Origin of the sequence: Micromonospora sp. NPDC004540, assembly GCF_040610095.1 — a bacterium.
GTDB lineage: Bacteria > Actinomycetota > Actinomycetes > Mycobacteriales > Micromonosporaceae > Micromonospora.
Genome location: NZ_JBEXLR010000031.1, coordinates 1 through 13,020, shown reverse-complemented (window position 1 = coordinate 13,020; position 13,020 = coordinate 1). Strand labels below are relative to the sequence as shown.

14 protein-coding genes and 1 pseudogene are annotated in these 13,020 nt (G+C 73.8%); 7 read left to right on the top strand and 8 right to left on the bottom strand.

From position 1 onward, the window contains the following. Positions 1–62 precede the first annotated feature (62 nt). Positions 63–281: a hypothetical protein gene (locus ABZV78_RS13450; RefSeq protein WP_355638287.1), complete on the bottom strand. Its 219-nt coding sequence runs from the start codon at positions 279–281 to the stop codon at positions 63–65. A gap of 80 nt (positions 282–361) precedes the next feature. Beyond that, on the bottom strand, positions 362–832 hold the full coding sequence (locus tag ABZV78_RS13445) for a MarR family winged helix-turn-helix transcriptional regulator (protein WP_355638285.1): 471 nt from the start codon (positions 830–832) through the stop codon (positions 362–364). Positions 833–896: 64 nt separating this feature from the next. On the opposite strand from ABZV78_RS13445, the gene ABZV78_RS13440 reads away from it, so the two are divergent. Further along, a complete protein-coding gene (locus ABZV78_RS13440) occupies positions 897–1,457 on the top strand; it encodes a carboxymuconolactone decarboxylase family protein (RefSeq protein WP_355638283.1) in 561 nt (186 codons plus the stop codon). A 9-nt stretch (positions 1,458–1,466) separates the two neighbouring features. Here ABZV78_RS13440 and ABZV78_RS13435 read toward each other — a convergent pair whose 3' ends face one another. Continuing rightward, complete coding sequence (locus ABZV78_RS13435; protein ID WP_148427496.1) at positions 1,467–2,339, bottom strand: alpha/beta hydrolase; 873 nt, start codon at positions 2,337–2,339, stop codon at positions 1,467–1,469. A 153-nt stretch (positions 2,340–2,492) separates the two neighbouring features. On the opposite strand from ABZV78_RS13435, the gene ABZV78_RS13430 reads away from it, so the two are divergent. Together ABZV78_RS13430 and mqnP are read left to right on the top strand one after the other, a co-directional pair. After that, positions 2,493–3,953 (top strand): menaquinone biosynthesis decarboxylase, encoded by a 1,461-nt coding sequence (locus tag ABZV78_RS13430; protein WP_355638281.1) that lies wholly within the window; start codon positions 2,493–2,495, stop codon positions 3,951–3,953. Further along, positions 3,953–4,867, top strand: a complete 915-nt coding sequence (gene mqnP / locus ABZV78_RS13425) for a menaquinone biosynthesis prenyltransferase MqnP (RefSeq protein ID WP_355638279.1) — start codon at positions 3,953–3,955, stop codon at positions 4,865–4,867. The genes ABZV78_RS13430 and mqnP overlap by 1 nt, the downstream gene beginning before the upstream one ends. A 7-nt stretch (positions 4,868–4,874) precedes the next feature. On the opposite strand, the gene ABZV78_RS13420 is transcribed toward mqnP, so the two are convergent. Next, positions 4,875–5,834, bottom strand: coding sequence for a terpene synthase (locus ABZV78_RS13420; protein WP_355638277.1), 960 nt, complete (start codon positions 5,832–5,834; stop codon positions 4,875–4,877). 140 nt (positions 5,835–5,974) lie between these two features. Here ABZV78_RS13420 and ABZV78_RS13415 point away from each other — a divergent pair, with 140 nt between their 5' ends. Then, positions 5,975–6,619, top strand: a complete 645-nt coding sequence (locus tag ABZV78_RS13415; protein ID WP_355638275.1) for a UbiX family flavin prenyltransferase — start codon at positions 5,975–5,977, stop codon at positions 6,617–6,619. 30 nt (positions 6,620–6,649) lie between these two features. Here the strand turns inward: ABZV78_RS13415 and ABZV78_RS13410 are convergent, their stop codons facing one another. Next, positions 6,650–6,916: a BldC family transcriptional regulator gene (locus tag ABZV78_RS13410; protein WP_130330775.1), complete on the bottom strand. Its 267-nt coding sequence runs from the start codon at positions 6,914–6,916 to the stop codon at positions 6,650–6,652. 279 nt (positions 6,917–7,195) lie between these two features. On the opposite strand from ABZV78_RS13410, the gene ABZV78_RS13405 reads away from it, so the two are divergent. The 3 genes from ABZV78_RS13405 to ABZV78_RS13395 are packed head-to-tail and all read left to right on the top strand — an operon-like array spanning position 7,196 to position 9,645. Beyond that, complete coding sequence (locus ABZV78_RS13405) at positions 7,196–7,654, top strand: Lrp/AsnC family transcriptional regulator (protein ID WP_355638273.1); 459 nt, start codon at positions 7,196–7,198, stop codon at positions 7,652–7,654. 46 nt (positions 7,655–7,700) lie between these two features. Continuing rightward, complete coding sequence (locus tag ABZV78_RS13400; protein WP_355638271.1) at positions 7,701–8,543, top strand: SDR family oxidoreductase; 843 nt, start codon at positions 7,701–7,703, stop codon at positions 8,541–8,543. Positions 8,544–8,553: 10 nt separating this feature from the next. After that, positions 8,554–9,645: a PLP-dependent cysteine synthase family protein gene (locus ABZV78_RS13395; protein ID WP_355638269.1), complete on the top strand. Its 1,092-nt coding sequence runs from the start codon at positions 8,554–8,556 to the stop codon at positions 9,643–9,645. 4 nt (positions 9,646–9,649) lie between these two features. On the opposite strand, the gene ABZV78_RS13390 is transcribed toward ABZV78_RS13395, so the two are convergent. The 3 genes and pseudogenes from ABZV78_RS13390 to ABZV78_RS13380 all read right to left on the bottom strand — a co-directional run. Continuing rightward, complete coding sequence (locus tag ABZV78_RS13390) at positions 9,650–10,270, bottom strand: putative glycolipid-binding domain-containing protein (protein ID WP_355638347.1); 621 nt, start codon at positions 10,268–10,270, stop codon at positions 9,650–9,652. Positions 10,271–10,381: 111 nt separating this feature from the next. Then, positions 10,382–12,382: a DEAD/DEAH box helicase gene (locus tag ABZV78_RS13385; protein ID WP_355638267.1), complete on the bottom strand. Its 2,001-nt coding sequence runs from the start codon at positions 12,380–12,382 to the stop codon at positions 10,382–10,384. A 186-nt stretch (positions 12,383–12,568) separates the two neighbouring features. Beyond that, positions 12,569–13,020, bottom strand: a pseudogene (locus ABZV78_RS13380) (hypothetical protein); the annotation flags it as partial.

Genomic DNA, 13,020 nt, shown 5'->3' with positions numbered 1-13,020 from the left:
CGTCAGTTGCCAACCAGGGCCCAAGAATCGCGCCGGTCGCTCACGTTCCGCTCACACCGGGCTCACAACCTGCTCATGCGCTGGGACTTGCCTCCTCCGTGCTGGCGTAGTGTCTCGTCCACCCGGAGGGTGACCTGGTAGGCGATCTCCGGGATGTCGGCGAGTTCGATCCGCTCGGCGCGGAGCGCGAGTTGGGCGTGCAGCTCACGGGCGACGGCGTCCCGTAGCGCGGCCAGCAGTGGGGACAACCCGTCCGGGTCGCCGACTACGTAGGCGTCCATGCGTCCACCCTGCGCGCGCCGCCGTAGCCACGCCAGAGCCGGTGAGATTCCTCGCTCGCCAGGATGGGCGGTGGCCGGGGTCAGCCGCCGAACCAGCCGGGGACGTCGAGGCGGAAGACGTCGGCCGGGACCATCCGGCGCAGGTCGTCCTCGATCGCCGCGACCCGCTCGGCGCCGAGGACCGCCGCCCAGCGGTCCCGCAGGTCGTCGAAGACGACCGCCGAGCGGCGCAGCCCGTCGTGGCCCTTCGCCGTCATCCGGACCAGCTTGCGCCGGGCGTCGGCGGGGTCGTCGGCCCGTTCCAGGTAGCCGAGCGCGACCAGCCGGTCGACGGTCTTGCCGGCCGCCTGCTTGCTGACGCCGAGGCGTTGGCCCAGGTCGGAGGCGGTGGTGCCGGCGGGGCCCACGGCCTGGAGCACGAAGCCGTGGGCGGGCCGCAGCTCGGGGTGCCCCTGCCGGGCCAGTTCGGCGTGCAGGTCGTCGATGAGCGTGCGGAAGCCGGCGAGCAGGAGCAGCGGGAGCGCGAAGCCCGGGCGGTCAGGCGTTGCCATGTTCGACAACCCCCTTTACTATCTCGTCAACCACGTTGACTATCTTACGTGAGGGGTACCCGTCATGTCCCAGCCGGTCTTCACCGCCCACACCCCCGACACCGCACCCGCCGCCGCCCGCACCACCATGACCACCGTCCAGCGCAAGCTCGGCCACCTGCCCGGCGCGGTGGCCCTCATGGCCGAGTCGCCCGAGCTGCTCAAGGGCTTCCTCACCGCCAACGCCGTCTTCGAATCCACCGACCTCGACCCGGTCGCCCGGGAGGTCGTGGTGCTGACCGTGGCCACCCGCAACGAGTGCCACCTCTGCGTGGCCATGCACACCGCGACGCTTACCCGGCACGGCGCCGCGCCCGAGCTGATCGAGGCGCTGCGGGACGGTGCCGCCCTGCCCGACACGCGCCTGGAGGCGCTGCGCCGGTTCACCGTGGCCGTGCTCGACCACCGGGGCGCCGTCCCGGACGACGGGCTGCAAGCCTTCCTCGCCGCCGGCTGGCAGCCGCGGCACGCGCTGGACGTGGTGCTCGGCGTCGGCACGTACACGATCTCGACCTTCGCCAACCGCCTCACCGACGCCCCGCTCGACCCGCCGCTGGCCGCGTACGCCTGGTCCCCGGCCTCCTGACCGGCGGCCTCAGTTCCGCAGGAACGGCAGCAGCAGGTCCGCCAGCTCGGCCGGCCGCTCCTCGAAGAGCCAGTGGCCACACTCCTCCACCACCTCGCCGGTGACCGTGTCGGCGTACCGGCGGACCTGCTCGGCCACCTGCTCACCGAGGCTGGCCCGGGCGCCGACGGCGAGGACCGGCATCGGCAGCTTCGTCGCCCGGTACGCGGCGTTGTCCGCCACGTCCTGTCCGAACGCCCGGAAGTAGGCGAAGCTCGCCCAGAGGTGGGCCGGGTCCCGCAGGTGCCGGGCGTACTCCGCCGTCTCCTCCGGACCGATGCTGCCCTTGTTGACCATGATCGAGTCGGTGAACCGGTCCACCCAGAGCGGTTCCCGGCCGGTGACGAGTTGCTCCGGCAGGCCGTTGGTCAGGTTGAAGAAGCCGAAGTTCCACACGGCCGGGCCGGCGGCGGTGAGGGCCGGAATCGCGTAGATGCTCTCGTCGGGGATCGGCGCCTCGGTGAGCGCCAGCCGGGACACCCGGTCGGGATGGGCGGCGGCGTAGGCGTAGGCGACCATCGTGCCGAGGTCGTGACCGACCAGGCGGATGTCCTCGACCAGGCCGAGCCCGGTCAGCAGCCCGTGCAGGTCGGCGGCGACGGTCTTCTTGTCGTAGCCGTCGGTCGGGGCGTCGCTGTCGCCGAAGCCGCGCAGGTCGGGCGCGACCACCTCGAACGACTCGGCGAGCACCGGCAGCAGGTGCCGCCACATCCGCCAGCACTGCGGGTAGCCGTGGAGCAGCACCAGGGTGGGCCCGCTGCCCCCGCGGACGTGGTTGATCGTGACGTCACCGACCCGGGTCCGCTGCTCGGTGAACCCTGCCGGGATCCGTCCGTCGCCCATCGACGCCCCCTCTCGTCCGGCGGCTCGACTACCCGGTGAGTGGGGAGCCATGCCGGCCCGCCGACCGCGCCGGGTGCGCTCGCCCGACACTACGGCTCAGCTCACACCACCCGGCTTGGACGCTGAGAACACCGGTGCGGGAGACTGGCGGGCATGGCGGCTCGTGGCTTCCCGTACACCGATCTCAAGGACTTTCTCGCGGCGCTGGAGTCCGCGGGCGAGCTGCGGCGGGTGAGCGTCCCGGTCGACCCCACGCTGGAGATCAGCGAGGTGGTCACCCGGACCGTCCGTGACGGCGGCCCGGCGCTGCTCTTCGAGCGGCCCACCCGGGGCGAGATGCCGGTGGCGATCAACCTGTTCGGCACCGAGAAGCGGATGGCCATGGCGCTCGGCGTCGAGACGCTGGACGAGATCGGCGAGCGGATCGGCGGGCTGATCAAGCCGGAGCTGCCGGTCGGCTGGTCCGGCATCCGCGAGGGCCTGGGCAAGGTCATGCAGCTCAAGTCGGTGCCGCCGCGCAAGGTCAAGACGGCCCCCTGCCAGCAGGTGGTCTACCGCGGTGACGACGTCGACCTGAACCGGCTGCCCGGCCTCCAGGTCTGGCCCGGCGACGGCGGGATCTTCCACAACTTCGGGCTGACCCACACCAAGCACCCGGAGACCGGCAAGCGCAACCTCGGCCTCTACCGGCTCCAGCAGCACAGCCGGAACACCCTCGGCATGCACTGGCAGATCCACAAGGACTCCACCGCCCACCACGCCGTAGCCGAGCGGCTCGGCCAGCGGCTCCCGGTCGCCATCGCGATCGGCTGCGACCCCGTCGTCTCCTACGCGGCGACCGCGCCGCTCCCCGGTGACATCGACGAATACCTGTTCGCCGGCTTCCTGCGCGGCGAGCGGGTGGAGATGGTCGACTGCCTCACCGTGCCGTTGCAGGTGCCGGCGCACGCCCAGGTGGTGCTGGAGGGCTACCTCGAGCCCGGCGAGCGGCTGCCCGAGGGCCCGTTCGGCGACCACACCGGCTTCTACACCCCGGTCGAGCCGTTCCCGGTGCTGCACGTCGAGACGATGACCATGCAGCGCGACCCGGTCTACCACTCGATCATCACCTCGAAGCCGCCGCAGGAGGACCACGGCCTCGGCAAGGCCACCGAGCGGATCTTCCTGCCGCTGCTCAAGCTGATGATCCCGGACATCGTCGACTACGACCTGCCGGCCGCCGGCGTCTTCCACAACTGCGCGATCGTCTCCATCCGCAAGCGCTACCCGAAGCACGCGCAGAAGGTGATGAACGCGATCTGGGGCGCCCACCTCATGTCGCTGACCAAGCTGATCGTGATCGTCGACGAGGACTGCGACGTCCACGACTACAACGAGGTGGCGTTCCGCGCTTTCGGCAACGTCGACTACGCCCGCGACCTGCTGGTCACCGAGGGCCCGGTCGACCACCTGGACCACGCCTCGTACCAGCAGTTCTGGGGCGGCAAGGCGGGCCTCGACGCGACCCGCAAGCTGCCCACGGAGGGCTACACCCGGGGCTGGCCCGAGGAGATGACCATGTCGCCCGAGGTGGTCTCGCTGGTCGACAAGCGCTGGAAGGAGTACGGCATCTGATGGCCACCGTCGCCGAGGTCCCCGTGGAACGCCCGGGCCGGGTCAAGTCGTTCCTCAAGCTGGTCACGATCGAGCACTCGGTCTTCGCGCTGCCGTTCGCGTACCTGTCGGCGCTGACCGCCATGCAGGTCGAGGGCGGGCGGGTGCGCTGGCTCGACCTGCTGCTGATCACCGTGGCGATGGTCGGGGCGCGGACGTTCGCCATGGCCGCCAATCGGATCCTCGACCGGTCGATCGACGCGCGGAACCCGCGTACCGCCAACCGGGAACTGGTGACCGGGGCGGTGAGCGTCCGCACGGCCTGGACCGGCGCGGCCGTCGCGCTGGTGGTGTTCCTGGCCGCCGCCGCCCTGCTCAACCCGCTCTGCCTGGCGCTCGCCCCGCTCGCCGTGGTGCCGCTGGTCGTCTACCCCTACGGCAAGCGGTTCACCAACTGGCCGCACGCCATCCTGGCGGTCGCCCAGGCGGTCGGCCCGGTCGGCGCCTGGCTGGCGGTCACCGGCACCCTCGCCGGCTCCGGGCCGGCCTGGCTGCTCGGCGCGGCCGTCGGCCTCTGGATCGGCGGCTTCGACCTGATCTACGCCTGCCAGGACTCCGAGGTCGACCGGGAGATCGGTGTGCACAGCGTCCCGGCCCGCTACGGCCGGCGCTTCGCGCTGCACGCCTCCACCGTCGCGCACGTGGTGACCTTCGCGCTGTTCATCTGGTTCGGCGCGCTGGTCGGCTTCGGCTGGCTCTGGTGGATCGGCCTGGTGCTCACCGCGGTCGCCTTCGGCTACCAGCACCTGGTGGTCAGCCCGACCGACCTGAGCAAGGTCAACCGCGCGTTCTTCACGGCCAACGGCTTCGTGGGCATCGCGCTGTTCGTCTTCGCCCTGCTGGATCTGGTGGTCCGGCTGGGCCTGCGCGCCTGAGCGGGCGTCAGCCGGCCACCGGATAGCGGGCGCTCTCCAGCGTCCAGTCGACCGTGCCGCGGACCGCGTTGGCCAGCCCGTCGAGGTGGGCGGTGACCGACTCGTCCAGCGCCGGACCGAACGACGGCACCGCGGCGTGCAGCGCCATGAAGTGGGCCATCTCCGCGCGCCAGCGCGCGGCGACCAGGTCGACCGCGGCCGGCACCGACACGGCCCGCTCGGCGGCCACCGCCAGCACCAGGTTGTGGCCCCCGGCGCCGGCCCGGTCGCGTTCCAGCGAGGCCAGGTCGTTGTACCAGGACAGCAGGTCGTTGGCGAGGTCGGCGAGCCGGCGCAGCGCGGGATGGTGGTAGACCGCGTCGGGCAGCGGCCGCCCGGCCGCGAACTCGATCAGGGGATACGACACGTACGCCGCCGAGGTGGCCCGGCGCAGTTGCACGTACTCGGCGATGCCCGGTGGCCGCCCGGCGCCGGTGGCGACCGCCTCCCGCCAGGCGCCGTCGAGATGGTCGGCGACGGCGTCGGCGAAGCGCAGCCGCCAGCGCGCCGGCATCCGGCGCCGGGGCTCCTGCCAGGCCTGGACCAGCAGCCGGCGCAGCGGACCGGAGAAGCCGGGATGGCGGGCTCGGGGGCCCTCGCGGAGCAGGGCCAGCGCCCCGTCGCGCAGCGCCCGGATCTGTGCCGGGGCGAGCCGGTCCGGCCCCTCGCAGGCGTCGTCCACCAGGAAGAACCAGGTGAACAGGGCGGCCAGCGCCCGCAGGTCGGGCTCGGTGGCATCCGGGTAGAGGCGGCCGGCGTAGCGGGCGAAACCGGCCCGGGCCAGCCGCTCCCGCGTGACCGGGTCGAGCGGCAGGCCGAGCCGGTCAAGCTGGCCGACCAGCCACTCCTGCACCGCGTCGGCGTGCGGGGAGAGCCGGGACGGGATCGGGCACTCGGACCGCAACGCCCGCAGCACCGCCGCCGTCATCACCGGTCCCTTCCATGGACGTGGATCACCGACGGAAGAATCGCACGTTCCCGACACGGATGGCGCCCCGGGGGACAAGCGGGACACCGTGCCGGGGGGTGGCCGCCCGGCGCCCGGGTCGACCAGGCAGGCTGGACGGTATGCGCGAACCATGGGTGGTCGGCGTCTCCGGTGCCTCCGGCACGCCGTACGCGGCCGCGGTCGTCCGGGGCCTGCTCGACGCCGGCCAAGCGGTGGACCTGATCGTCTCCCGGGCCGCCCGGCTGACCATCCTCGACGAGACCGGGCGGGCGTTCCGGGACGGGCACTGGGCCGAGGACCTGGCCGCCTGGCTGGGCCGCGACCTCGCCGGCGCGGACCTGCGGCACTGGCCGGCCGGTGACCTGGCCGCCGGCCCGAGCAGCGGCTCCTACCGGGTCCGCGGCATGGCCGTCGTTCCGGCCAGCACGGCGGCCTGCGCCGGCATCGCGATCGGGCTCTCCAAGGATCTGTTGCAGCGCGCCGCCGAGGTGAACCTCAAGGAGCGGCGGCCGGTGGTGGTGGTGCCCCGGGAGACTCCAGTGACCCGCAGTCACCTGGAGCACCTCATCGCGCTGCACGACGCCGGCGCCGTGGTGCTGCCGGCCAGCCCTGGCTTCTACGGGGCCGGGGCGGCGGCCTCCGCCGAGCAGTTGGTCGACTTCGTGGCCGGGAAGGTGCTGGACGCGCTCGGCGTGCCGCACACGCTGTTCCGGCGCTGGTCGGGTGAGCTGGCCGCAGCCCACCGGGACGCGGACCGGACCTGACGCCCGGTCCGCACCCCGATCTCTGCCGCCTCAGTACATTCCGGCGTTCGCCGGCCCCGGGCCGGTCGAGGCGGTCGGGCCCATGTTGCGCGGCTTGCCCATGTCCTCCGCCTCGTCCAGCATGCCCTCCCCCTCAAGCAGGGCCCGCACCTCGGATTCCCGAAACCGGCGATGCCCGCCTGGAGTCCGGATGCTGCCGATCCGGCCGGCCGCTGCCCACCTGGTCACGGTCTTCGGGTCAACCCGAAACAGCGCGGCGACCTCACCCGGTGTCAGCAGGCGATCTCCAGTGTCCACAGCCCCCTCCTCGCGTCGACGAAGCCCCCGGCTGAACACACTGCCCCCGGCCGGTGCGAGCCCAGAGCCGTCATGAGGGACGTATGGCAATTACAGCACCAGCGACCTGACGTGTCCGCCAAACGCGAAAAACGCACACAGTGAGAAGTTAATGAGAAGTTAGTAAATGCTACCGGCGCAGAACCCCCGTGACGGCATGTTTGTGAATGGCGACGCGACGTCATGTTCAACTGATGCCGAGCGTCGGGCGTTACGCGCGAAAGGATAGGGTCACTCTCCGTGGACGCGATCGACCTGAGCCTCGTGGAGCTGCTGCGAGGCAACGCCCGCCTGTCGTACGCCGAACTGGCCCGCCAGGTCGGCCTCTCCGCCCCGGCAGTGCACGAGCGGGTCGGCAAGCTGGAGTCGGGCGGCGTCATCCGGGCGTACCGGGCCGAGGTGGAGCCGGAGGCGATCGGGCTCGGGGTCACCGCGCTGATCGGCATCGTGGAGGACTCGACCGCGGACACCGACGACGTGCTGGAGAGGTTCCGGCAGATGCCCGAAATCGAGTCCTGCTACTTCATGGCGGGCGTCGAGTCCTTCCTGCTGAAGGCGCGGGTGGGCACCATCGCCGAGCTGGAACAGCTGATCGTCCGGCTGAACCGGACCCCCGGGGTGGCCTCCACCCGCACCGGCATCGCCCTGTCGACGAAGTGGGAGAACCGCCCCCAGCCGCTCGAGGCCGCCGCCTCCTGAGCGCCACGCTCTGGTCCCCGCCGGCGCGGGGCGTTACGGTGCGCCGATGACGACTCCAGAGCGGGGCGCGGCCGTGGTGACCGGGGCGGCCGGCGGGCTGGGCCGGGCGATCGCCGCCGCGCTGCACGCCGACGGCTGGCGGGTGCTGCTCACCGATGTGGACGCCGACGCCGTTTCCGCCGCGGCGGCGCCGCTCGGCGGCTGGTCCCGCGCCCTCGACGTGCGCGACGAGGCGGCCTGCGCCGAGGTGGCCGGCGAGGCGGCCGGGGCGCCGGGCGGGCTCGGGCTCTGGGTCAACAACGCCGGCATCCTGGCCACCGGGCCGGCCTGGACGCACGACGCGGCGACCCGCCGCCGGCTGGTCGAGGTGAACGCGCTCGGCGCCATGAACGGCACGCACGCCGCCCTGACGGTGATGCGGGCACAGGCCCACGGGCACGTGCTCAACATCATCTCGCTGGCCGGGCTGATCGCCGCCCCCGGCGAGACCGTCTACGCGGCCAGCAAGCACGCCCTGCTGGCCTTCAGCCTCGGCACCCTGTCCGACCTGCGGATGGCCGGCGTCCGGGGCGTACACGTGTCGTGCCTCTGCCCGGACGGGATCTGGACGCCGATGCTGCACGACAAGCTCGACGACCCCGGAGCCCTGGCGTCCTTCACCGGGTCGCTGCTGACCCCGGAGCGGGTCGCCGCGCGGGCCGTACGGCTGGCCCGGCGGCCCCGGCCGGTGGTCAGCCTGCCCCGCTGGCGCGGCGCCCAGGTGCGGCTCCTGGACGCCTTCCCCCGGCTCGCGCTGGCCCTCACCCCGGTGGTGCGGGCCGCCGGCCGGGCCGGTCAGCGCCGGCAGGCGCGCCGGGCCCGCCCCGGCGCGAGCCCACCTCGCTTGTAACGTTGCCGGCGTGACTCATCTCGACCGGTGTGACGAGGCCAGCCGGAGCTGGGTGACCGAGGCGATCGCCACGGTCGAGGCGGACGCCAACCGCTCCGCCGACACCCACCTCCTGCCCTTCCCGCTGCCCCGGGAGTGGGGCATCGACCTCTACCTCAAGGACGAGTCGGTGCACCCCACCGGCTCGCTCAAGCACCGCCTGGCCCGCTCGCTCTTCCTGTACGGGCTCTGCAACGGCTGGATCGGCCCGGACACCACCATCGTCGAGGCGTCGTCCGGCTCGACTGCGGTCTCCGAGGCGTATTTCGCGCGGATGCTCGGGCTGCCGTTCATCGCGGTCATGCCCGCCTCCACCTCGCCCGAGAAGATCGCCCAGATCGAGTTCCAGGGCGGCCGCTGCCACCTGGTGCAGGACCCGGCCAAGGTGGTCATCGAGGCGCGCTGGCTCGCCGAGGACACCGGCGGGCACTACATGGACCAGTTCACCTACGCCGAGCGGGCCACCGACTGGCGGGGCAACAACAACATCGCCGAGTCGATCTACGCGCAGCTCGCCCTGGAGCGGCACCCGGTGCCGGCGTGGATCGTGGTGGGCGCCGGCACCGGCGGCACCAGCGCCACCATCGGCCGGTACGCCCGCTACCGCCGGCTGCCCACCAAGCTCTGCGTGGTCGACCCGGAGAACTCCGCGTTCTATCCGGCCTGGCAGGCCGGCGACTGGTCGGTCCGCACCGACAAGGGCTCCCGGATCGAGGGGATCGGCCGGCCCTGCGTCGAGGCGTCCTTCCTGCCCAGCGTGGTCGACCGGATGATGCAGGTGCCGGACGCCGCCTCGCTGGCCGCCATGCGGGCCGGCTCGGCGGTGCTCGGCCGCCGGGTGGGCGGCTCCACCGGCACCAACCTCTGGGGCGCGTTCGGGCTGATCGCGGAACTGCTCGCCGCCGGCCGGACCGGCTCGGTGGTCACCCTGATCTGCGACCCGGGCGACCGCTACGCGCACACCTACTACGACGACGAGTGGGTGACCGGGCAGGGCCTCGACCTCGCCCCGCACCTGGCCACCATCGACCGTTTCCTGGCCACCGGCGCCTGGCCGGCCTGAGGAGTCAGCGCGGGTCGATCCGCTCGGCCAGCCCCGGGTAGCGCACCACGAAGCCCTCCGGGTCGACGTCCAGGTCGGCGGTGAAGGAGTCGCTGGCGTAGCGGACCCGGCCGGGGCCGAGCGAGGTGTAGACCTGCTCGGCGGGGAGCACCGCCAGGCCGGGCAGCAGCACCCAGGCGGCCGTGATGGTCCGCGGCTGGTCGGCCGGGGCCCGGCCCAGGTTGAGCCGGCGCACCGGCAGGGTGTTGGTCAGTGGTGAGCCGCCCAGGTCGACATCGAGCGCATCGGCCAGCCGGTCCGGGTCGTCGGTGCCCGGCAGCCCGGCCGGCGGATGCCCGGCCGCGCGCAACGCCGCGTCCAGGTCGCCCTCCTCGCCGGTGCGCACCCGCCACCCGTCCCCGCCCCGTTCCAGGCGGACGTTCCGCGACCAGCCCGCGCCCTCCGCGGTGACCTCCAGCCGGCTGGTCGACCAGTCCGCGCCGACGGTCAGCTGGTAGCGGCAGGTGTAGGGGATCGGGTCGACGGCCAGCGCCACCCCCTGCGCGGTGAGCCCCTGCCGGTCGTCGAGCAGCACGTGCTCCGAGCCGGCGGTGTCGGTCCGGGTCCAGAAGAGCGACTTCGGCATGGTCGGCATGAAGCGGACGTTACGCCACCGGCCGGACACCGGCAGCGGATGCGCGAACGCCGCCGCCGAGCGGTGGCTCGACGGCGGCGTCGGTGTGCTGGTGTCGCTGGCTCAGTGGGTGCGGGCCGGCGGGCGACCGCCGAAGCCGCGCCGGTCGTCGCGCGGCCGGTCCTCGCGGCCGCGCCCCTCCGACCGGAAGCCGCCCCGGCGCTCGGCCGGGCGGAACTCGCCCCGCTCGCCGAAGCGCCGCTCACCCCGGCCGTCGCGGTCGCCGAAGCGCCGCTCACCCTGCGGGCGGTCCTCGTAGCGGCGGCCGTGGTCACCGTGGCCGCGCACGCCGTCCCGGTCGCCGTAGGTCCGCGCGCCGTCCCGGTCGCCGTAACCACGGCCGCCCGTGGGCCGGTCGTCGTGGCGCCGGTCGCCGCGGGCGTCGCGGTCGTAGCCCCGGCCGCCGGTCGGCCGGTGCTGGTCGCGCCCGGACCGGTCGGCGAAGTGGCGGTCGCCCGAGGGCCGGCCGGAGCCGCGCTCGTCGCGGTCGCCGAAGCGCCGGTCACCCCGCTCGCCGAAACGCCGGTCGCCGCGCCCGTCCCGGTCGGCGTAGCGGCTGTCGCGGTCGAACCCGCCCCGGTCGGCGTTGCGGCCGTCGCGGTCGAACCCGCCCCGGCCGGCGTGGCGCCGCTCGCCGAAGCCCCGGTCGTCGCGGTCGAAGCGCCGCTCCCCGAAGGGCCGGTCGTAGCCGCGGCCGCCGGTCGGGCGGTCGTCGTCGCGGCGGTCGCCCCGGTCGAAGCTCCGGCCGGCCGGCCGGTCGCCGAAGCGGCGCTCACCGCGCCCGTCCCGGTCGCCGAAGCGGCGCGGGCCGCCCCGGCGCGGCTCCGGCTCGTCGCGGACCGGCACGCCGCTGGGCTCGCGGGCGCCGGTCAGCTCCACCAGCGCCGCGTCGCCGGCGCGGACCCGGGTCTCGGCCGGCTCGACGCCCGCCTTCTCCAGCATGGCCAGCGTGGTCCGGCGCTGCTTCGGCAGCACCAGCGTCGCCACCGCGCCGGACTCCCCGGCCCGCGCGGTGCGACCCGCCCGGTGCAGGTAGTCCTTCGGGTCCTTCGGCGGGTCCACGTGCAGCACCAGCGTCACGCCGTCGACGTGGATGCCCCGGGCCGCCACGTCGGTGGCGACCAGCACGTTCATCCGGCCCTCGCGGAACTCGGCCAGGGTCCGGGTGCGCATCCGCTGGGTCTTGCCGCCGTGCAGGCCGCCGGCCCGCACGCCCACGGCGGCGAGCTGCTCGACCAGCCGGTCGACGCCGAGCTGGGTACGCGCGAAGAGCATGGTGCGACCCTCGCGGGCCGCGATGGACGCCGCCACGGCGAACTTTTCGTGCGGCGGGATCAGCAGCAGGTGGTGGTCCATGGTGGACACGGCGGCGGTCGCCGGCGCGGTCGAGTGGGTGACCGGGTCGGTCATGAACCGCTTGACCAGCGAGTCGACGTCGTTGTCCAGGGTGGCCGAGAAGAGCAGCCGCTGCGCGTCCGTCGGCGTCTTCGCCAGCAGCTCGGTGACCTCGGGCAGGAAGCCCATGTCGGCCATCTGGTCGGCCTCGTCGAGCACGGTGATCTCGACGTCGTCGAGGTTGCAGACGCCCCGCTCGATCAGGTCGCCGAGCCGCCCCGGGGTGGCCACGACGATCTCCACGCCGCGGCGCAGCGCGTCGATCTGCCGGTCGTACGGCACGCCGCCGACGGCGGTCTTCAGGAAGATGCCGACCGCCTTGCCGAGCGGCACGAGCGCGTCGTTGACCTGCATGGCCAGCTCGCGGGTGGGCACCAGGACCAGGGCGCGCGGGTGCAGCGGCCGGGCCCGGTTGCGCTCGGCGAGGCGGGCGATCACCGGCAGGCCGAAGGCGAGGGTCTTGCCCGAGCCGGTCTGGCCCCGGCCGAGCACGTCGCGACCGGCGAGGGCGTCCGGCAGGGTGGCCCGCTGGATCTCGAACGGGGTGGTGATGCCCTGCCGGGCGAGCGCCTCGACGAGCTGGCGGGGCAGGCCGAGCGCGGCGAAGTCAGGGGTGTCGATGGTCGGGTCGGCGGACGGGGACGTGCCGGAGGCAGCAAAGGTGGTCAAGAAATGCCTTTCGAGCGGGGCGCATCTTCGCGATGGCCCGCCGCGGCTTCGTCACGCCGCCGATTCGCCCGCAAGATCGCCCATGGGCGCGCAACGGGCGCGCCGGGTCAGTGATCTCCACAAGTGTACGGCGGTTCGGCGGACCTGCCACCGCACCGCGAGGCCGTAGTGGGCGGACTCACCCCGTCACCCGGTCAGCGCGGCGCCGGTGATCCCGCTCAGCGCGTCGTTGGCCAGGAAGACCACCAGCAGGCTGATCGCGACCAGCAGCGCCAGGGCGGCGGCCAGCACGATCACCACCTTGGTGTTGCTGGACCGGGTCGCCGGGGCGTCCTCGGCCCAGCCCTGAGCCAGGATGTGTCCGGTCAGCGAGCCGGAGTTCTCCAGCGGGTTGCCCTGCGGGAAGGAGACCGTGGCGAAGCCCGGCCCGTCGGTCGCGCCGCCGTACGCGCTGCCGGCCAGGTCGGGACCGTCCGGCGGGCGGTTCACCGGGTGGCCCGGCGCGGGGTCGTGGCCGGCCCGGTAGCCGGTGGGGTCGGTCGACGGCGGCCAGGTCGGCAGCGCCGGCGCCGGCACCACGGGCGGGGCGGTGGGGAGCGGCGGCGCGGCGGCCCACGGTGCGGCGGCCGGCTGCCCGG